Here is a 20,046-nt window from a genome sequence, read left to right as displayed (position 1 = left end):
AGGCCGCCATGTCCCCTCCCCTTCGCGTCGGTATCATCAGTGCCGCCTGGGGCGCCAAGGCACATTTGCCCGCCTGGCGCAGCCTCGACGGGGTCGAGGTGACCGCGATCTGTACCTCGCGGCCCGAGACGGCGGCGAAGGCGGCCGATGATTTCAAGGTCGCGCGCGCCTTTCACGATTTCCGCGCGATGGCGGCCGATCCCGAGATCGACATCGTCGATTGCGGCACGCGGCCACCACTGCGCTTCGCCATGGTGATGGCGGCGCTCGGCGCGGGCAAACATGTCTATAACGGCATCCCCTTCGCCAAGGATCTGGCCGACGCTCAGGCAATGACCGATGCGTGGCGGAAGGCCGGGACGGTCGCGGTGGTCGACGCCTTCATGCAGGCGGTACCCGCGATGGTGCAGATGAAGGCGATGATCGAGGCGGGGTGGATCGGCGAAGTGTTCGGCGCCGACGTCGCATTCGAGGTGCCCTTGTTCAGCGCGGCGCAGACCAATGTGCCGGACTATATCTGGTTCGCCGATCCCGCCAACGGCGCGAGCGCGGGGCGCAATCTCGGCAGCCACATGCTGCACCTGCTGGTGCATTTTTTCGGACCGGTGGCTTCGGTGACCGCCGACCAGTCGTTGGCGCTGAAGGCATGGCCGCTGGAGGGCCGGACCATCCGTCCTGCGGTGCCCGACCGGGCGTCGCTGCTGCTGCGCCACGCCTCGGGTCTGCCGACGCGGCTGGAGGCGAACTGGTGCAAGATCGGCGGCGACGGGTTTCGCTTTTCGGTCTGGGGATCGAGGGGGCGGCTCGAAGCACGCGCGCCGGTGTTCCCGATGGCGCATGACACGCGGCTGTTCGGGACGCGCGATGCGGCGCTGGCGGGCCCTGCGATGGGCGAGATTGCGATCGAGCCCGAATATCTGGCGTTGCCGGGATGCCATTCGGACGCGGATCGGCCCGAGACGGGATTGCTGGCGCTGGCGTCGATCTTTGCCAAGATGCGCGATGCCATCGGCGGCACAGGAGCGGCGGCGCCCGACTTCGCACAGGCGCTGCATGTGCAGGAGGTCGTCGAGGCGGCGGCAACCGCATCGAACGAACGCCGCTGGATCGATCTCTAGTCCCGCCGCAGCAGCATCGATCCGGCGATAAAACCGCCGCCCATGCCGCACGCGCCGACCTTCGCCCCCTCGACCTGACGCCCACCAGCTTGCCCCCAGAGCTGGGTGCACACTTCGTGCAACAGGCCGAAGCCATGGAGGCGGCCGCCCGATAATTGCCCGCCGCCGGTGTTCACCGGGAAGCGTCCGCCGGGGCCGATATTGCCCTCCGCAATGAAGTCCTTTGCCTCGCCATGGCCGCAAAAGCCCATGGCTTCGAGCCAGAAGGGCACGAAGATGCTGAAGCCGTCGTAGAGGCCGAGGACATCGACATCGGCGGGCTCGAGGTCCGTACGCGCCCACATGTCGGCGGCGCTGTCATGCGCCCCCATCGTGGTAAGGTCGGGGCGTTGATCCCATGTTTCCTGCGAGCCGAGCGCGGCGCCCATCGCCTCGATCGTCAGCGGCGCCTTGGCGCAATCCTTCGCGGCGTCGGCGGCCGAGACGATCACCACGCACGCCCCGTCGATCGGCACGTCGCAGTCGAATAGCCCGAGCGGCGACGAGATCATGCGCGCGCCGAGATAATCATCCATCGTCAGCGGGGTGCGCATCACCGCCGAGGGGTTCGCTTGCGCAAAGACGCGCTGGCCGGTCGCGACGAGGCCGAGATGCTCGCGCGTCATGCCATACTCGTGGAAATAGCGCTGCGCCATCCAGCCCGCCCAATTCGACGCCGACATGGCATTGGCGGGGACGAGGTAGGAGTACCAGCCGCCGAGCCGCGCGCGGCCCGCGCCCGGGATGCTGGCGCGCTGCGTCGCGGTCTGCGACGAACTTTCGGTGAGCGCGCGGAAGCAGAGGACATGCCGCGCCTGCCCCGTCGCGACCGCCATCGCCGCCACTTGTATCGGCGCCATCTGCGACGGGCCATCGGGTACTGCGCTGTGCCAGCGCGTCTTGAGCCCGAGCGCATTGCGGACCTCTCCGGTGCCGAGCGGCGACATGCCCGGCGAATTGTCGGCCTTGCCCGGATAGGTCGAAATGCCGTCGATATCGTCCCTGGTCAGCCCCGCGCATTCGAGCGCGCGCCGTGCGGCTTCGGCGAGATGCGCCATCGCCGGACGATTGGTCTTGCGGCCGATGTCGGACATGCCGACGCCGGTGATGGCGGCGTTCAGGGTCATTGCGCGGGCTCCCACTGCGGGAACCAGACATCGTCGAGGTTGAGGAAACCGACTTTCATCTTCTGGCCGATAGTGACGCTTTCCGGGTCGGCGTTCACCACTTCGGCGGTGACGCGCGCGCCGGGGGCTCCGTCGAGATCGACAACCGCGAGCGCGAAAGGCACCGCCATGCCGGGCGCCCATGGCTGGTGGTTGACGGTATAGGTGTAGACCGTGCCGGTGCCGGGAACCGCGCGGCTTTCGACCTTTTCGCTCCAGCATTTCGGGCAGACGAGCTGTGGCGGATGGATCGCGTGGCTGCAATCGCTGCAGAAGGCGATCATCAGCTTGCCTTCGGCTCCGCCGGTCCAGAAGGCGGTATTTTCGGGGGTAAGTTCGGGAAGCGGTCTCATGATGGTTCCTGCGATGAATGTTGTCGCGGCAGCGCCAAAGCGGTCAGCACTGCAGCGGTGCAGAGTGCGGCGATGACGGCGACGGTGATGTCGTAGGCGAAGGGCGACGGGTAGACCTCGCTGCCGCGGCGGACGATGTCGGCGGCGAGCAAGGTCGTCACCATCTGCGCGCCGATGCCCATGAAGAGCTGGCGGATGACGGTGAGCAGGCCGGAGATTTCGCTGATCCGCTCGGGCGGCGAGGCCTGGGCGATGATCGTCGGGGCGACCGAGAAGAGCATCGTCGTGCCGAAGCTGATGATAATGAGCTGCGCCACGACCTTGGCGAAGCTGTCGACGTCCATCGCGAACCACAGCAACCAGCCAATCACAGTGAACACTCCGCCCGCGATCAGCGCAAAGCGCCCCCCGCCGCGCGCCGCGAGCCAGCCCCCGAGCGGGCCGGCGAAGACCGAGCTGAGGTTCGAGGGCAGCTTGGCGATGCCCGCAAGCGTCGCGGTGAAGCCGAGCCCGGCGAGCGTCCAGACCGGCGCCTGCATCATGAGCGAGAAGAATACGGTAATCTGGAGCGCGCTCATCGCGACGAGCGCGGTCACGGCGCTGCCGATCGCGATGGTGCGGTCGGAGAAGCTGCGCACCGCTATCAGCGGGTTCGGGCTCGCAAGGCTGGCGCGCCACCACCAGAGGGTGAGCAGCACGCCGATGGCCAACGTGGCGAGCGGGAGCGGGCTGGCCCAGCCCCAGTCCTTGCCCATGGTGAAATAGACGAGGACGAGCGCGACCCCGGGAGCGAAAGCGAGACCCGAGAGCCAGTCGACGGGCTCGGACGCGGGGTGGCGCGGCGAGCGCGGCAGCAGCCCGCCGATCGCGACCGCCGAGACGGCGCAGAGGCCCGCACTGGCGAAGAAGACGCCGTGCCAGCTGAAATTGTCGACGATCATACCCCCGACGACGAGCCCCGCCGCGGTGCCGATCGACGCGCCCGAGATCATCAGCCCGATCGCCATCGGCGCGCGCTCCTTCCCCGCATTTTCGTGCACGAGCCCGATGCAGAGCGGCAGGATCGCACCGGTGACACCCTGCATCAACCGGCCCGCGAGCAGCACCGGAAAATTAGTCGACAGCGCGCTGATCAGCGATCCGACCGCGCCGATGATCAGCACGACGACGAGCACCTGCCGCCGCCCGAACAGGTCGCCGAGGCGGCCGACGATCGCAGCGATCGCGGCGCCGACGATGAGGTAGCCGGTGATCAGCCAGCCGACCATCGCGGGGTTGCCGAAATCCTCGATCAGCTTCTTGAGCGCGGCGAGGATCATCGCGGTCTCGAACGAGCCGGTGACCTCGGCGATCCAGAGCGCGCCGATGATCAGGGGAAGGTTGCGGCGGCCGGTCACACTAGCTCGCGACGGCCTTCGCCCCCTCGGGCACCCCGACCTGCGCGGCGCGGACCTCGATCAAATCGACGCCGATGTCGGCGGGCAGGCCGATCACCGAAAGCAAGGCCTGCGCCATCGATTCGGGGGTTGCCCCCTCGCCCGTCATCGACGCATGGCCGGTCTCGACGATCTTCTTGTAGAAGGCGGCCACGGTTTCCTGCGACCAGCTCTTGCCGCCCGAGCCGCCCTTGACCGAGCCCGAACGCAATATGGTGACGCGGATGTCGTCGCTGCGCAGTTCGTCGCGGAGGCCGTTGCAGAGCGTTTCGACCGCAGCCTTCGTCGCGGCGTAGAGCGCGAGCATCGGGAAGGGCATGTTCACCGACTCGCTGCTGATCGCGACGATCTGGCCCTTGGTGGCGCGCAGGTGCGGGATTGCGGCGCGAACGAGCCAGGAGACGCCGAGGATGTTGATGTCGATATGGCTCCGGATGATCTCGTCGCTGCCATTTTCGAAGGCGAAGGGGTGAAAGATGGCGGCGTTGGCGACGACCACGTCGATGCGGCCGAAATGCGCCGCGGTCTGTGCGACGGCGGCGTTCACCGCCTCCGACGACGCAACGTCGCAAGCGATCGGCAGCACGGCATCCCCGAATTGGGCGGCGAGCGTGTCGAACTCGTCCGACGGGCGCGCGAGGCACGCGACCTTCACGCCCGCGGCGACGAGTGCGGCGACGAAATGCCGCCCCATGCCTTTCGATGCGCCGGTTACGACGGCGACCTTACCGGCTAGCCTCTCCATCCGATTTCCCCTGATTTTCGTGTTTCGGGCTTCATTTTTGACGATACGTCAATTTTTTGCCATATCGCAACCCCGCTGTTAGGATGGCGGCAAGATTTCGGGGCAGGATGACCTATTTGACGCAGACACAGGCTATCACGGCGGAGACGCCACCCGAACGCAAGCTCGGCGCGAAGGGGCAAAGGACGCGGCAGCAATTGATCGACGCGACGGTCGATCTGCTCGAGACGCACGGGCTGCGCGACGTGTCGGTGGTCGATGTCGCGCGCGCGGCGCAGACCTCGCCCGCGACCTTCTATGTCTATTTCAAGGGTGTGCCCGAGGTCGTGCTCGCGGCACTCGAACATGCGAGCCAGACCTCGCCCGAACTCGAGGCGATCGTCGCACGCGACTGGCTGGCGCCGGGGGCCGAGGAGGCCGCAGCGGCGTTCGTCGAGGAATATACCGGCATCTGGAATCGCAACCGGACGATCTTCGTCGTGCGTAACCTGGCAGCGGAGGAAGGCGACACGCGCTTCTACGAAGCGCGGATGACGCAGGCGCGGCCCATGATGGACGCGATCAGCCGGCAGGTCGAGCGCGCGCAAGCCGCGGGTCGCACCCCCGCGCACCTGTCGCCGCGGTCGTGCGCCGGCACCGTGCTGATGATCCTCGAGCGCTTGTCGGCGATCGGGCCGATGAGCAGCCACAGCGATGGCGTTGGCTATGCCGACCTGAAGGCCGCTGCGGCGCACAGTATCGCGATGATGCTGGGCGCGCGGGGGTAGGCCCGGCGTAACCAGTTCCCCCGAACCGCACTCTTCAATCTTCGTCATGCTGAACTTGTTTCAGCATCCATGGCCCGCGCTCGCGTTCGACGCGGCGTCGACGCAAACGGCAGGCCATGGACCCTGAAACAAGTTCAGGGTGACGAGAAAAGAGAGGCCGGATTGCGGGTTCACGGTGACCACTTATCCCGCCGCCGCCTCGGCGATCATCTTCTGGATGTCGAGCACGCCCGTCGCGAGGCCGCCCGCGAGGCCGGCGTCGACGGGCAGGCACACGCCGCTGATGAAGCTCGCGGCATCGCTGTTGAGCAGGATCAGCGGCAGCGCCTGTTCCTCGGCGGTCGAATAGCGGCCCTTGGCCTTGGCGAAGGCGCCGAGCACCGCGTCGCCCGCAACCTTGCGGAATTCGCCGAGCATCGGGGTGTCTATCGGGCTGGGCATGGTGCAGTTGATGCGGATGTCGCGGCCGATCAGGTCGGGCGCGCGGACCTGCGTCCAGGTGTTGATCGCTTCCTTGGCGAGGCTGTAGGGGTCGCCGACTTCCTCCGCGCGGTCGAGATACCATTGGCGCGCTTTGGCGAAATCCTCGATCGCGATGAATTCGCGGAGCAGCGGCTGGCGCGTCAGCCATTTCATGCCGCCGAGCGACGAGACCGAGACGATCGCGGCGCCGGGGTTGAGGTGAGGGATCCAACCTTCGGTCCAGGCGCGGATGCCGAGGAAATTGACCGTCACGACATCCTCGCCGGGGAAGGTCTGTGGCAGACCCGAGACGTTGAACACGGCGTCGATCTTGCCGCCGATCTTGGCGATGCCGGCGGCGATGGCGTCGGGGTTCTTGAGATCGACCTCGGTGAAGCTCGCGAGATCGACCGGCGAGGGCTTGATGTCGGCGCCATGCACTTCGGCGCCGAGATCAACGAGGGCGCGGGCGCAGGCCTCGCCAGTGCCCGAGAAGCAGCCCATGACGACGACGCGCTTCCCCTTGTATCCCAATATGTCCTTCGACATGGTCCTCAACCTTTCCTGATTTATTTGAGCGGTGCGAATTTGGTATCGGCGAGGCCGCCCATCGCGTCGGCCATCAGCGCTGCCTCGCGCGTCTCATGCGCGTTGCAGAGGATGATCGCGGCAGCGGTGGCGATGCGGTCGCCCGCGACGGCATCGCGGAAGGCAGTCCAGGCGGTCCGATAGTCGGCGAACTCCAGCGCAAGCGCGGCTTCGATCTCGGCCTTTTCGGCAGCGTGAAAGCCGGGTTCGAAACGCTCGATCGCGCGCCACCATTTGATGAGGCGGGCCATACCCTTGGCCTTCACCGCCGCCTGCTGATCGGCGAGGCGCGGGACGATGGTGTCGCGGATGTCGTCGAGGGCGATGGAGAAGCTCTTGTCGTGCGCGCCCGGGGGCGCATCGGGCAAAGCAACGGGCGGCAAGGCAATGCCTGCCGCGTCGGCGAGCGCGTGCGAAAGCACGCGGCGATGGATCGTCGAATAGACGAGGTTCATGCCGAGATTGGGCGGCGGCGGCGCGTCGGGATCGTCGTAGCGCGAACGCCGCGCGAAGCCGGTCTGGAAAAGCAGGCGCCAGTAGATGAGGCGCGGCAGGTCGACCTTGTGCCCGCCGGCGTCCTCATAGGCGGCAAAGGCCTGCGGCAGCTGCACGAAGCCCTGGAACAGCATGCGGATCGCGAGCATCGCAAGGTCGGCCATTGGGTCGCCATAATGGACGAGCTCCCAGTCGAGCAGCGCGGTGACCTTGTCGCCATCATAGAGGAAATTACCGGGGCCGGCATCGCCATGGACGATAACCGGCGCAGGCATGTTCGCGGGGATATTGGCTTCGAGCCAGTTGAGCGAGAGGTGGATCAGCGGGTCCCAGCCCTTACCGCTGTTGCCCGCGCGCAGCTCGGCAATGCGGTGGCGGATGAAGGTTTCGGCGGGCTCGACCGGACCCATGCCCTCGACGGGGTTTGCGGCGACGTCAATGCGGTGGAGCGCGGCGAGCTGGGCCATGAAGTCGGCGGCGAGCATATCGCGCTGCGCCGTATCCGTGAGGCTGCCGAAGCGGTCCTTGCCCGCGACCATGCCGCAGACGAGCGCGCGCTGGGCGGGGACCGAGGCGTAATAGGGCGCGACGCGGACCCCGGCGGGCGCGAGCGGGCCCGAGAGCGCGCGGAGGACGGCGGCCTCGCGCAGGAAAGCGGCGTCGTCGCCTGCCCCCGCCTTGTGCACATCGTAATTCATATAGGCGCTGGCGGTGCGGCCGTCGGGCCATAGGAGGTCGAGCTCGGCACCCTCGCGCGACGCACCGCCGCCGCCGCGCGGACGGACTGCGATGATGCGCGCGCCGCTGGCGCTTTCGACGGCCGACGCAAGGCCAGTGGGCAAGAGGTCGTGCGGGTTCATCCGACGATCTTTGCCTCGCGGAAGGCGGCGATCTCTGCGTCCGAATAGCCGATTTCGCGCAGGATTTCGTCGCTATGCTCGCCGACGGCGGGGCAACATCGTTTGAACACGACCGGGGTGTCGCCGAAATTCCAGAAGGCGCCGGGCTGTTCGACGATGCCGTAGAGCGGCTGCGACAATACCGAGATCAGGTTCAGTTCGCGGTTGCGCGGATCGTCGAAGAAGCGGTGCATCGCATTTTCGAAGTTGACCGCGTCGGCGGGGACGCCCGCGGCTTCGAGGTCGGCGAGCAGGTCGGCGGTATCGCGTGCCTTGGCCCCGGCTTCGAAATCCTCGCCGAGCAGCTTGGCCAGCGCAGCCTGTTGCTCGGGCTTGTGCGCGGCGACAGCCACCCACGCGCCGTCGGCGCATCTGTAGATGCGGTGGTACGGCGAAAAGCCCGTCTGGTCGCTCGTCAGGTGATAAGTGTCGGTTAATTGTCCATCGGCGCCGATAAGCCGCTCGCCCTGCGTGAAGGCGGCCATGCCGAGCAGCGAGGTCTGGGTGGTGTAGCCGCGCCCCGTGGTGCGCTTCGCATAAAGCGACGCCATCAGTTCGACGAGGCAGCTTTGCGCGGTCGAGACATCCATCGTGCCGGGGCGGTTGAAGACGGGGCGATTGCCCTCGCCCGCATTTTCGAACTCCCAGCCGGCGATCGCGTTGAAGATCGAGTCATAGCCGGGCCAGTTGCCGCGCGCGCCGCGCTGGCCATAGGCACTCGAATAGTTGAACGCGATATCGGGATTGTATTTGCGGATGCCTTCTTCGCTAAGGCCCAGCTTCGCGGCGCCCTTGAAGCGCATATTGTGATGGACGAGTTCGGCCCATTTGAGGAGCCGTTCGAGGATCGGCTGCGCCTCGGGCCGCGTCAGGTCGAGCGCGAGGCTGCGCTTGCTGCGCGCGGCGGCCTGATAATAGCGGTGCATGAAGCGGATGCGGTCGCCGGTCAGCGCTTCGACCTTGATGACGTTGGCGCCCATGTCGCCCATCATCGATGGCCCCATCGGCCCGGCGAGGAACATGCCAAGGTCGAGGACGCGCACGCCTTCGAGCACTTCTGCGGGAGCGGTGCCGGGCGAGGGCGCCGCTTTGACCGGCCATGCCGCGTCACTGCCTTCGCCGAGGCGCGGCGCCGGGCGACCCTGCGGCAGGTCGGCGTCGCTGTGGAAGGGCGTGTTCGGCTGGCGCGTTTTGCCGAGGTCGGGGTCGTCGACCTCGATGACGTAGCGGTTGGCAACGGCATCCTCGTGGCGCAGCACTTCGCCCATCGGGAAGGCAGGCTCGGCGGCGATGTCGGCGGCGCGCAGGTCGGCGAGCCAGTTTTCGAGCGGGCGGAGCTTGAAGGCTTCGGCCTGCCCGGCCTCGGTTTCGAGATCGACCTCGGTCTCGGCCATGACGTCCCACATGGTCGGCATGGTCGCATAATCGAACTGGCGGGTCGGATCCATGATCTGGAGCCAGTCGCCGCCCGCGCATTGGAACAATTGCTGCGCGATCGGGCGGGGCCCAAGCGGGTAGGTCACCCGGTTCGGCATTGGCCCTTCGCTGTTGCGCGCCCAGACGAGCGGGAGCGTCGCGAGAAAGCCCTGGAAAATGGAAGTATGCGCGGCGCCGCCCTTCCCGGTCTGGAGCCGCATGACGAGGCGTGCGAGCAGGCCGGCGGCGGCGAGATGCGCGGCGGACCAGCCGCCCTGCCGGTAACGATAGGCGATCGGCCCGGCGCGGTGGCCGTCATTCTCGTACATTGCGCCGACGCGCGCGGCGACGAGCAGTTCGTCGTCGCTGCGCTCGACATCGGGATGGTTCGCGGGCGAGCCGGTGATCGCGGTGACGACGAGATGCGGGTGGCGCGCGGCGAGGCCGGCATCGTCGAGGCCGAGCGCCCTAGCGCGTAACGGGGTGAATTGGTGGAGCAAAGCGTCGGCGCCAGCGAGGCGTTTGTCGAGCGCAGCCAGCCCTTCCGGCGTGTCGAGGTCGAGGGCGAGGCTCTTCTTGCCGCGGTTCCAGTTGGCGAAGGGCGCGGTGCCGCGCGCCGGGTCGCCGCCGGGACGCTCGACCTTCAGAACCTCGGCGCCGAGTTCGGACAGCATCAGCCCGGCGACCTGCACCGCCATGCCCTGTCCGATCTCGACGATGCGAAGCTCGCCCAACATAGCGTCAGGCCTTGAAATTGGGGAGGACCCAGCCGTCCTGGATCGGAGTCCAGTCGACGCTGACCTTCATCCCGATATGGACGTCCTCGGCATCGCAACCCGAGACATTGGCGTTGAGACGCGTGCCCGGGGCGCCGTCGAGGTCGACGACGACGGGGACATAGACATAATCCTCGCCATTTTTCGGATTCTTGTTGCAGATCGCGTAGCTGAAGATCGTCGCGGTGCCGGGCAGCGTCGGCCAATTCTTGGCGCGGCTGCCGCATTCGGGGCAGATCGCGGTCGGCGGCATGCGGAAATGACCGCAGTCGCCGCATTGGCACGCGGTGAGCCTGCCCTCCTTCGCCGCCTGCCAGAAAGGCTCGGTATCGGGATTGGTGGTGATGCGGATCTGGTCGCCGGGGAGCGCGCGGGCGGGGCCATAGGTCATAAGGATCAGTCCTTGCGCAGGATAAGGCTGGAGACGGGGAGCGACGCCGGGCCGCCCGAGACGAGCGCGAATTCGGCGTCCTTGACCTGGTTGATCGCGGTGCCGCGCACCTGTTCGACGCCCTCGACGATGTGCGTCATGCCGATGATATAGGCTTCGTTGAGGTTGCCGCCATGGGTGTTCACCGGCACGCCGCCATTGACGCCCTTGCCGGTTGCGGGATCGTAGCGGAGCTTGCCGGAGAGGACATAATCATTGCCCTCGCCCTTCTCGCAAAAGCCATAATCCTCAAGCTGCATCAGCACCATCGGGCTGAAATGATCGTAGATCAGCGCGACGTCCATGTCCTTCGCGGTCAGCCCCGATTGCGCCCAGACGCGGTCGGCGGTGAACTTGTGGCCTGAGCTGGCGAAATGCGGGTCGGGCATGCCCATCCACGCGAAGGCGCGGCCCCATTCGCGCTGGCCGCCATGCGCGGCGGCGTGGACGACCGCGGGTTTGTGCCGGCAGTCCTTCGCGCGGTCCATTGTCGTCGTGATCACCGCGACCGCACCGTCGGTTTCGAGGCAGAAGTCGAGACGGCGGAGCGGGTCGGCGAGCATCATCGAGGCGTCATATTGGTCCTTGGTCAGCGGTTCCTTGCGCACCGCTTTCGGCCGGTTGTGCGTGTTGGCGCGGGTCGCCATCACGACCTCGCCGAACGCGTCCTGCGTCGTGCCGTAAAGATGCATGTGGCGGCGGGCGAGCACCGACATCAGATGACCGGGGCCGACGAGGCCCGATGGCTGGAGGAAGCTGTTTTCGGGATTGGGCGCGGCGGCGCCGAAGACGACGCCGAGGCGATGCTGCGGCAATTGCTGCAGCGCCATCAGAGTGACGGTGTAGGTGCAATCCTCGTTCATCAGCCCTGCGGTCGCGAGGCCGATCGCGCCGGGGCAGCCGCCGCCGCCGCTGGTCAGCGTCGCCGACCAGCTGATATGCGGCATGCCGAGGGTTTCCATCAGGCTGGCGGTGTCGAACTTGTCGAGATAGCCCGCGCCCGCGGTCGAATAATAGGAGAAGCCGTCGATCTGCTTGTGGCTGATCCCCGCGTCGGCGCAGGCGTTCATGATCGCCTCGGCCGCCATGTCGTTGATCGTGCGTGGCCAGCTTTTGCCCCGGACATAATAGTCGGTCGCCCCGATCCCCACGATCGCGCATTTGTCCTGATTGACCCAGGCCATCCGCCTCTCCTCCGATTCTAGGTATATAACTAGGTTGGATATGATGCTGGCGGCTGCTTGTCCAGTCGTCAAGCGAAATGGAGTTTGCGATATTTGCCGCGGAAATAGAGCAAGGGGTCGCGACGCGGCTCAAAGATCGCCTTGAGCACCCGCCCGACGAGGATAAAATGGTCGCCCCCGTCGTGCACCGCGTCGCGCGCGCATTCGAAGCTGGAGAGCGATCCGGTGAGTACCGGGGTGCCATATTCGCCGACTTCCCAAGGGGTGACGCCGAAGCGATCCTCGCCCTTCCCCGCGAAGCGGTTCGAGGTCGGCTGCTGGCCGATCTGGAGGACGTTGACCGCAAAGCGTTCGGCATCGCGCAAATAGGGCGCACTGCCGGCGGTGTTGGCGATACAGACGAGCAGCATCGGCGGATCGAGCGATACCGAGGTGAAGCTGTTCGCGGTGAGCCCGATCGGACTGCCGTCGGGGCACATCGCCGTCACCACGGTCACACCGGTAGCAAAGCAGCCTAGTGCATCGCGGAAGGTGCGCGCATCGCTGCCGGCGCGATATTCGGGCGAACCGCGCGGCGCGCGGCGCTCGAGGAAATCGATCAGATAGCCACCCAGCGCATCGGCGCGGTCGTCGGTGACGACGAGCGCGCTATTCTCGACCTCAACCAGTTCGCCATCGGGCAGTTGGCCTACGAAGGCAGCGGCATCTTCCTTCGAGACGAGTTCGCTGATCGCACCGCGGACATAGAGCGTGGGCAGCGCGATCTTCGCGGCGACCCCGTCGAGCCGGTCTGCCATGGCCGAGGTGTCGAGCGTGTCGAACAGCCGGACGTCCCATTGCGCCTGTCCCGGCGCAAGCGTGGCCGCTTCGCGCAGGCGTTCGCCGACCCGCTGCGCGAGCGCCGGATCGACGTGGACCGGCGAGTCGACGAGCACGAGGCCCGAAGCCAGCAAAGCCGCATCGCGTTCGAGCGCGGCGCTCGCGATCCAGCCGCCGAGCGTCGACGCGACGACGACGGGACGCGTACCCATTTGCGCGAGCACGGCACGCAAATCCTCGACCAGCGCCTCGAAATCATAGCGCCCGTCGTCTGGCCATTCGCTGCCGCCATGACCGCGCAGGTCGAGGCTGATAACGCGCCGCCCTGCCTGTTCGAGCGCATCCGCGACGCCCGCCCACACGGCGCGCGTCTGCCCGGCGCCGTGGAGCAGCAGGACCGCGGGATCGTTTTCGGAGCCGATCACTTCGGCCTCGAGCCGGACGCCCGCGAAACCCCGATATTCGACGATGCTCATTGCCGATCCTTCTTCGCCGCATCGCCCAGATGCAGCCATGCGTCAAACTGGTCCGATCGCCGCCGCATCATCAGCCGGGCGATGTCGGGATCGCCGTCGATGATCGCGTTGCACAGGCTGCGCTGCATGTCGCGCGTGCGACGGCGCCGGTCCGGATCGGCGTAGAGGTCCCCGCCCTTTTCGTCGAGGCCAAAGCTGTAACCGATTTCGAGGATCAGCTCGACGACCGGATTGCCGCTCATCTGCGAAATCAGCCGCGCCATTTCGACCTCGGCGGCGATCAGGTCGCGGGGGGTATCGCGCGCATCGATCGTCGCGGCAAAGGCTTGCAAAGCTTCGACATCGGCGGCGGTGCGGTAACGCGCAGCGGCAACGGCGGCCTCTTCGGAGACTGGCCGTGTGACCTGAATGACATGGCCGAGATGGGCGCCCTTCATGCGCAGAAATCGCGCGAGCGACTGGATCGCGTCGCGTGCGTCGGGGCGTTCGGCATAATAGCCCCCCTGCGCACCGCGCCGAATGCTGATCAGGCGGTCGCGCTCTACGAGCTTCGCAGCCTGGCGCAACGTCGGGCGGCTGACGCCGAAGCGTACGAGCAACTCGTCCTCCGCACCGAGGTGCGTGCCAGGGACGGCCGCGAGGCTAAGCTGCGAGAGCTGGCGCGCGGTGCGGCTGGCGAGGGTTTCGGCCGGGCCGCGCGGTTCAAGATGGACTGCCATAACAGATACCTGTTTATGCGCGATATTGCGAATTGTCTATCCTATGTGGCGCTTGACTTATATAACTAGGTATCTTTTAATCGAGCAAATGCGAAAAGCGAGTCGTGAGGAGATTTCCCGATGAAACCCTTTGTGTTCAGCGCCGACAGCCACATCATGGAGCCAGCGGACATCTTCCTCGACGGCCTGCCCGCGTCGCTGAAGGATCATGCGATCCACGCCCGGATGGAAGGCGAGTATCTGGTCACCGGGACGAAGGACAAGATCATCTATCGCCTGCGCGTCGGGCAACATCGCGAAAAGCAACTCGGCGATGCCCAGCGCAAGGGCATTCGCGAGATACCCGGACGGCTCGAGGACATGGAGCTCGAGGGCATCGATGCGGAAATCTGCTTTCCGTCGCTCGGCCTGTGGCTCTACTGCCTCGACAATCCCGACGCCGAAGCGGCCTCGGCGCGGCTCTACAACGACTGGAACGACAGTTTTCTCGGCGGCCACCCGAACCGCTTCGTCCGTTGCGGCATGCTACCCGTGCTCGATTTCTCGAACACGCTCGCCGAACTCGACTATCTGGCCTCGAAAGGCTTCACCGCCGCGATGCTGCCGGCAACGACACCGCCCACGCTGCCCAAATATAACAGCGACGCATGGGATCCGGTCTTCGCCAAGGCGGCGGCACTGGGCATCGTGTTCGTGATGCACACGGGCACCGGCCTCGAAAGCGTGATCGTCGAGCGCGGCCCCGGCGCCGGGATCATCAACTACACCAACCAGATGAACGATGCGCAGCATAGCGTCATGTATCTCGTGTCGGGCGGCGTCCTCGACCGCAGTCCGGGCGCCAAGGTCGCCTTCATCGAAAGCGGTGCGAGTTGGCTGGTCGCGCTGGCCGAGCGCATGGACGAGGTGTCGGTCGCGCACGCCAACTTCGTTCTCCCGAAACTCGGCCGCGCGCCGAGCCGGATCATCGACGACCAGGTCTGGGCGAGCTTCCAGCACGACCGCGCGTGCATCGCTTCGGCGGCGGCAGGGCTGCCGGGGGCGAAGAATGTGATGTGGGGTTCGGACTATCCGCACGCCGAAGGGACCTTCCCCGTCAGCCGCCGGATCATCGACGAGTTGTTCGAAGGGATGGCCGTCAGCGACGAGGTGCGGCGGAATATATTGGGGCTGAATGCCGCGCGGCTGTTCGGTGTGACACCGGAGGTGGTGACGAGCGCGAAGGCCGCGGCCTGATCAACGGCCCCTCCCCTTCGAAGGGAGAGGCAGCCCTCTATTCCTCGATCGGCCGGGCCGTCCGCCCCGCCATGATCGCGGCGATGCCGCCGACCAGCAGGCAGCACGACAGGATCGCCAGCGACGGCTGCAGCGAAAGCTCGCCATAGCTCGGCGTGAAGGCCTTGCTGAGGTAGCCCGCGACTGTCCCACCCAGCCCGACACCGGCGAGGCCGATGAACATGTTGATCGTCGCCGACATCATCGCGCGCATCTGCACCGGCACCTGCGCGAAGCAGAGCGAGATGATCGGCCCGAGGTGCAGCGTCATCATGAATTTGACGACGACGAAACAGGCGAGCGCGACATAAGCGTTACTGGTCAGCGCGAACCCGACGCCGAAAGGAAAGGAAACCAGCAACCCGAGGCCGGCGAACCAGCCGTTGAAACCTGGCTTCGCGTGGCCGTAACGGTCGCTTACCCATCCGGCGACAAGATTGCCGATGACGAGCCCCGCCGCCATTGCACCGCCGAGCCAGAAACCGGTTTCGGTCTTGTCCATGCCATGCACGCGCTGAAAGAAGGACGCCCCCCACAGGATGAAGGCAAAGCCGGTGAGCGGAACCATGCAGAGCAACAGGCCAACCCAGCGCAGCGACGGGTTCGATGCCATCGTGCGCAGCACCTCGCCGAGGCTCGTTTGCTGTACCGGGGCGGGTTCGGCAACACCGCGCCGGCGCGGCTCGGCGGCGAGCAGATAGACAAGCAGGCCCACCGCGATCCCGGGCAGGCCGACGATCAGGAACACCGTGCGCCAGTCATACCATTGCGAGAGCCAGCCCGCGAGCGCGAGCCCGCCCGACAGGCCGACAGCGTTGGCGGCGAGCATGATAGAGATGATCGTCGTGCGGCGTTCCTTGGGGAAAATATCGGTGAGCAGCGACATCCCGGCCGGGCCGGCGCCCGCCTCGGCCGCGGCGAGACCTATGCGCGCCAGCAACATCTGAACGAAGCTGTGCGCGAAGGCCGAAACCGCGGTCGCGGCGCTCCAGATCGAAACGCAGACGGCGATCACCAGCCGCCGGTCGCCGCGGTCGGCGTAACGCGCGATCGGAAAAGCAGCGAGCGCGTAAAATGCAGCGAATGCGATGCCGGTAAGCAAGCCGAGCTGGCCGTCATCAAGGCCGAGTTCGACCTTGATGTCGTCCTGAAACAGCGTGAAAACTTGCCGGTCGACATAGCTCAGGATCGCGACGACTACGAGCAGGCCGAGCGTAAGGCCGCGGCGGCTAGACATTTCTGAAGGCATGGCTCTCCTTTCGCGAAAAAAAGAGGGAGGTCCGGCAACGCCGTCCCTCCCCCATTGCTCCAGAGGAGCGCCCTGTGGTCCTAGAATTTGACGCTGGCGGTCACGCCGTAGCTGCGCGGTTCGTTGTACGAGGTGCCGACATAGATGTTGCTGAGCAGCAGCGTATATTGCTGTTCCTGATCATTGGTCAGGTTCTTGCCCCATAGCGCGACCTCGAAATTCTTTTCGGGGCCGAAGCTGAGCGCGACGCGGGCATTGAGCAGGCCGAGCGATCCCGACTGGGCAACGGCGGCAAGCTGATCGGCCTGTGCCTGTGTCAGCCCGAGGCCACCGGGCGCGGTCGAAGTGAACATGTTCACCGGAATGTCGATCTGCGGCATCTTGCCCTGCCAGGCATAGACGATGTTGGCGTCGAGCCCGACCCCGCCAAGATCCTGTTTCAGGTTGGCGCCGACAGTGAACTGCTTCTTGACAATACCGATGAGCAGATAATCGCTTTTGTCGACCGTCACGATGGTCTGCGCCGGCGGGATGCCGGCAAGCGCCTTGCCTTCGTAACGCGTGTATTTGGGATCGGTGAGCGCGCCCGACCCAAAGATGGTGAAGCCGTCCACAACCTCGAATGACGCATCCGCTTCGACGCCCCAGGTTTCGGTGTCGGCGTTCTCGATCACCGTCTGGCTGACGCCATTCGGCGCGAGGACAGGGCTCCGCTGCGCATCGCGCACCTTGTTATGATATCCCGCGATGTTGAAGCGCGCCCGGCCGCCCAGGAAGGTCGTCTTGATACCGATTTCCTGCTCGTTGACGATTTCGGGATCCGACGGGATCGAATCCGCGAGCGTAACCGTGCGAAGCTGTAGCGCGCCCGAACGATAGCCCTTGCTGTGCTTGGCATAGATCAGGATATCGTCGGTCACGTCATAGTCGGCACCGATCGTATACGACAGGTTGGTGAAGGTCTTGTGCCGTTCGCGATCGCAGGGGATCGCGACCGTTGCCGGCGTACAGCGGACGAACTGGTCGGTGTTGTCGACGACGTCGCCCGACTGCGTGATCACACGCTTGTCGTCGATCGAATAGCGCAGGCCGCCGGTAACGTTGAACCGGTCGGTCAGCGCATAGTTGAGCTGGCCGTACATGCCGAAGCTGTCGTTATCGAGCGTGCCCGAGAAGTTCGACCAGCTCGTCCTTCCGACGAATTCCGCCGGCACAGTCGGTCCTGCGGCAAACTTGCCGTTGAACAGGTTCGAGCGCGACTGGTCGAAACCGGTTTCACGAAAATAGGTGATGCCAGTTGCGAAGTTGAGCCGATCGTCGAACGCCGTCCCGGTGGCCTGAAGCTCGGTCGAATATTGCTTCAGATCCTGCGTTCCCTCGGTGAAATGCCCGGCAAAGCTCGATCCGTCGAGGTCGATGATATTCTCGCTCTGGACGCCGCGATAGCCGTTAATCCAGCGGACCTGACCAAAGCTGGTGTCGAGGATGAATTTGGCGGTGTAGGTCTGCGTCTGCGTCTTGTTGAACGGCCCGCGCGGGTCGGCGCCGATTACCGCCGACGGAGGCGTGAGCGCGGCAAGATTCGGATTGCCGCCGAATTCTTCGCGCTCGGCCGCAGCGATACCGTCGACGATTGGCTTTGCCGGACCGAAAGCCGCGGGCGCGTTAAAGAACAAGTTCTGTCGGACGGGCCCGTCGATATAGGTGTCGTACCATTCGCCCGACAGCAGGATTTCGAACGTGTCGGTCGGCTTCCAGCCGAGCTTAACGCGGCCGTTCCACGTCTCGCGGCCTTCATATTTCGCGCCGGTATTGATGTCGGTCTTGTACCCGTCGCGCTTCTGGTAATAGAGCGCGCCGCGGATCGCGAGACTATCCGACAGGCCGAGGTTGAGCACCGCCTGACCGGTGCGCTCGTCGAAGCGGCCATAGGTCGCGCTCATCTTGCCCGAGATTTCGTCATAGCGCGGATTGGCGGTCTGGATCAGCACCGCACCCGCCGAGGTGTTGCGGCCGAAGAGTGTTCCCTGCGGACCTTTGAGCACCTGGACGCTTTCGACATCGACGAGTTCGACGTTGAGGCCATAGGCGCGCGCGATATACATTTCGTCGAGATAGGTACCGACCGATGGCTCGAGCGTCGCGATATTGTCGTTCTGGACCTGCCCGCGCATCGCGAGCGAGAAGGCGGTGGGATTGTTGCCCGCACCGCGGATGTTGAACCCGGGGGTGAAGCTCGCGATGTCTTCGACCTTCGAAATGCCCTGTTCGGTCAGCGTCTCGCCGCTGAATGCGGTGATCGCGATCGGCGTTTCCTGGATGTTCGCGTCCTGCTTGGTCACGCCGATGACGACGATCGCGTCATCGTCATATTGGGTCTCTTCGGGCGCCGCCTGGGCAAAGGCGGGGACAGCCGAAAGCGCAATCGCGCCAAGCGAGACCGCCGCAAGCAATCGGGCCGAATCGCGATTCTGCTTGAAAATCATGGTCAACATCCTCCCCACGAGGCTTCCTGGCGTCCTCGCTTGGCCAGTTATATAACTAAGTCTAACAAGACAGACAAGTGGATTACGCCTTCCGCTGCGGAAAGGGCGAAAAAATCGCGCTACTCCGCTTCTTTCGGCAACAAACTTGCCAAGACGGGGACGTCGGCCAGCGCACGCAGGACGTCATTGAGGTGGGTGCAGCCGACCGTGCCGACCAGCGTGTCGAGAACCGCCTGCCGGAACTCGCCGACGTGCTGCCCGACCATCCGCGTCGCCTTCATCGAGGCGCCGGGGCATTCGCGGAACGGCAGGATCAGCGGCAGCGCCTGGAGCGAAAGCAAGGTGCCGTTGCGTTCGGCGACCTCTGCATAAACGCGATATTCGTGGATCGCGGTACGCGTCCCCTGCGGGTTCGGGCCGCTGTCCTGAAAGGCGGCATCGACCTTCAGCACCCCTTCGCCGCGCCACACGTCGATTCGCCGTGCCCGGCGGGCGAGCGGGCGTCCCTGTTGCACCGGCATGTCGTGCCAGCCGATAGGGTCGTCGGGATTCGCCAGCGGGCCGACCTCGGTCGCCGACTGGTCGCTGTGATCGACGTCGCCGTCCGCGGTCAGCGAACTGCCGCCTTCGGTGAAGCCGGTACAAATGTTGACCATCCGCCCCTTGCTGCTCGCGCCCGATCTGGCGCGGTTGCTCGCCATCCGCTGATGCCAGTCGTCGCTCCAGCGCGACCAGATCCACCCGGCGACAAGACTGGCACCGGCATAATCGTCGAGCACCTGGAACAGCGGCGTGCCGCGCAGGTCGCCCAGCACGTCGGCCAGTGCCGTCCGGCTCGCGCCGCCCGCGCGCACCCCGACCATCTCGTCGACCCGTGGATGGTCGGCGGAGATATCGATCGCCAGTATCTCGCGCAGCGGCGACGCCTTGATGGTGAAACCGCCGCTCGCAACCTCGATCGCACCACCATCGAACGGGGTCAGCAAGTCGCGTCCCCGCCCGGTCATGATCCATGGTTCGCCGAAGCCGTCGGGCCAGTCCGAATCGATCGACGTGGTCCGCCGGATCGACCCCGGACGGCGCAGCGGCGCGGGACCCGCCGACTGGCGGGCAAACGGAAACTGCTGGGGTGCGTTCAAATCTCTGTC

At 65.7% G+C, this 20,046-nt stretch carries 17 protein-coding genes; 3 read left to right on the top strand and 14 right to left on the bottom strand.

Annotation, left to right across the window (positions count from 1 at the left end; all coding sequences use genetic code 11):
• The first annotated feature begins 8 nt into the window (after positions 1 to 8).
• Positions 9 to 1,118 carry a Gfo/Idh/MocA family protein gene (locus AN936_RS08245; RefSeq protein WP_054587738.1) on the top strand — a complete coding sequence of 370 codons (1,110 nt, stop codon included), beginning with the start codon at positions 9 to 11 and terminating at the stop codon, positions 1,116 to 1,118.
• Here the strand turns inward: AN936_RS08245 and AN936_RS08240 are convergent.
• From AN936_RS08240 to AN936_RS08225, 4 genes are read right to left on the bottom strand one after another with little or no spacing between them, the layout of a single operon-like run.
• Complete coding sequence (locus AN936_RS08240) at positions 1,115 to 2,284, bottom strand: thiolase family protein (RefSeq protein WP_054587737.1); 1,170 nt, start codon at positions 2,282 to 2,284, stop codon at positions 1,115 to 1,117. The genes AN936_RS08245 and AN936_RS08240 overlap by 4 nt on opposite strands.
• Complete coding sequence (locus tag AN936_RS08235; protein WP_054587736.1) at positions 2,281 to 2,676, bottom strand: Zn-ribbon domain-containing OB-fold protein; 396 nt, start codon at positions 2,674 to 2,676, stop codon at positions 2,281 to 2,283. Before AN936_RS08235 ends, AN936_RS08240 begins: the two co-directional genes overlap by 4 nt.
• A complete protein-coding gene (locus tag AN936_RS08230; RefSeq protein WP_054587735.1) occupies positions 2,673 to 4,073 on the bottom strand; it encodes an MFS transporter in 1,401 nt (466 codons plus the stop codon). The genes AN936_RS08235 and AN936_RS08230 overlap by 4 nt, the downstream gene beginning before the upstream one ends.
• A 1-nt stretch (position 4,074) precedes the next feature.
• Positions 4,075 to 4,857 carry an SDR family oxidoreductase gene (locus AN936_RS08225; RefSeq protein WP_054587734.1) on the bottom strand — a complete coding sequence of 261 codons (783 nt, stop codon included), beginning with the start codon at positions 4,855 to 4,857 and terminating at the stop codon, positions 4,075 to 4,077.
• Between the two features lie 107 nt (positions 4,858 to 4,964).
• Here AN936_RS08225 and AN936_RS08220 point away from each other — a divergent pair, with 107 nt between their 5' ends.
• A complete protein-coding gene (locus tag AN936_RS08220) occupies positions 4,965 to 5,624 on the top strand; it encodes a TetR/AcrR family transcriptional regulator (protein ID WP_054587733.1) in 660 nt (219 codons plus the stop codon).
• A 183-nt stretch (positions 5,625 to 5,807) separates the two neighbouring features.
• On the opposite strand, the gene AN936_RS08215 is transcribed toward AN936_RS08220, so the two are convergent.
• The 7 genes from AN936_RS08215 to AN936_RS08185 all read right to left on the bottom strand — a co-directional run bounded on the left by AN936_RS08215 (position 5,808) and on the right by AN936_RS08185 (position 13,888).
• On the bottom strand, positions 5,808 to 6,635 hold the full coding sequence (locus tag AN936_RS08215) for a coniferyl-alcohol dehydrogenase (RefSeq protein ID WP_054587732.1): 828 nt from the start codon (positions 6,633 to 6,635) through the stop codon (positions 5,808 to 5,810).
• A gap of 20 nt (positions 6,636 to 6,655) precedes the next feature.
• Positions 6,656 to 8,029, bottom strand: coding sequence for a phosphotransferase family protein (locus AN936_RS08210; protein WP_054587731.1), 1,374 nt, complete (start codon positions 8,027 to 8,029; stop codon positions 6,656 to 6,658).
• Positions 8,026 to 10,221 (bottom strand): CaiB/BaiF CoA-transferase family protein, encoded by a 2,196-nt coding sequence (locus AN936_RS08205; RefSeq protein ID WP_054587730.1) that lies wholly within the window; start codon positions 10,219 to 10,221, stop codon positions 8,026 to 8,028. The genes AN936_RS08210 and AN936_RS08205 overlap by 4 nt, the downstream gene beginning before the upstream one ends.
• A 4-nt stretch (positions 10,222 to 10,225) precedes the next feature.
• The gene (locus tag AN936_RS08200) at positions 10,226 to 10,651 is read right to left on the bottom strand and encodes a Zn-ribbon domain-containing OB-fold protein (RefSeq protein ID WP_054587729.1); all 426 of its coding nucleotides are present in this window, start codon (positions 10,649 to 10,651) and stop codon (positions 10,226 to 10,228) included.
• A 5-nt stretch (positions 10,652 to 10,656) separates the two neighbouring features.
• On the bottom strand, positions 10,657 to 11,874 hold the full coding sequence (locus AN936_RS08195) for a thiolase C-terminal domain-containing protein (RefSeq protein WP_054587728.1): 1,218 nt from the start codon (positions 11,872 to 11,874) through the stop codon (positions 10,657 to 10,659).
• Positions 11,875 to 11,942: 68 nt separating this feature from the next.
• Complete coding sequence (locus AN936_RS08190; protein WP_054587727.1) at positions 11,943 to 13,169, bottom strand: alpha/beta fold hydrolase; 1,227 nt, start codon at positions 13,167 to 13,169, stop codon at positions 11,943 to 11,945.
• On the bottom strand, positions 13,166 to 13,888 hold the full coding sequence (locus AN936_RS08185) for a FadR/GntR family transcriptional regulator (protein ID WP_054587726.1): 723 nt from the start codon (positions 13,886 to 13,888) through the stop codon (positions 13,166 to 13,168). The genes AN936_RS08190 and AN936_RS08185 overlap by 4 nt, the downstream gene beginning before the upstream one ends.
• Before the next feature lie 120 nt (positions 13,889 to 14,008).
• Between AN936_RS08185 and AN936_RS08180 the strand changes: the two genes are divergently transcribed.
• Entirely contained in the window at positions 14,009 to 15,124 is a 1,116-nt protein-coding gene (locus AN936_RS08180) for an amidohydrolase family protein (RefSeq protein ID WP_054587725.1), read from the top strand.
• Positions 15,125 to 15,161: 37 nt separating this feature from the next.
• Here the strand turns inward: AN936_RS08180 and AN936_RS08175 are convergent, their stop codons facing one another.
• The 3 genes from AN936_RS08175 to AN936_RS08165 all read right to left on the bottom strand — a co-directional run bounded on the left by AN936_RS08175 (position 15,162) and on the right by AN936_RS08165 (position 20,037).
• A complete protein-coding gene (locus AN936_RS08175; RefSeq protein ID WP_054587724.1) occupies positions 15,162 to 16,400 on the bottom strand; it encodes an MFS transporter in 1,239 nt (412 codons plus the stop codon).
• Positions 16,401 to 16,492: 92 nt separating this feature from the next.
• On the bottom strand, positions 16,493 to 18,898 hold the full coding sequence (locus tag AN936_RS08170; protein ID WP_158500066.1) for a TonB-dependent receptor: 2,406 nt from the start codon (positions 18,896 to 18,898) through the stop codon (positions 16,493 to 16,495).
• Positions 18,899 to 19,017: 119 nt separating this feature from the next.
• On the bottom strand, positions 19,018 to 20,037 hold the full coding sequence (locus AN936_RS08165) for a DUF2889 domain-containing protein (protein ID WP_054587722.1): 1,020 nt from the start codon (positions 20,035 to 20,037) through the stop codon (positions 19,018 to 19,020).
• Positions 20,038 to 20,046: the final 9 nt, after the last annotated feature.

This window comes from Sphingopyxis macrogoltabida, assembly GCF_001307295.1.
Taxonomy (GTDB): domain Bacteria; phylum Pseudomonadota; class Alphaproteobacteria; order Sphingomonadales; family Sphingomonadaceae; genus Sphingopyxis; species Sphingopyxis macrogoltabida_B.
The sequence above is the reverse complement of the archived record's forward strand: the minus strand, read 5'-3'. Positions and strand labels throughout refer to the sequence as shown.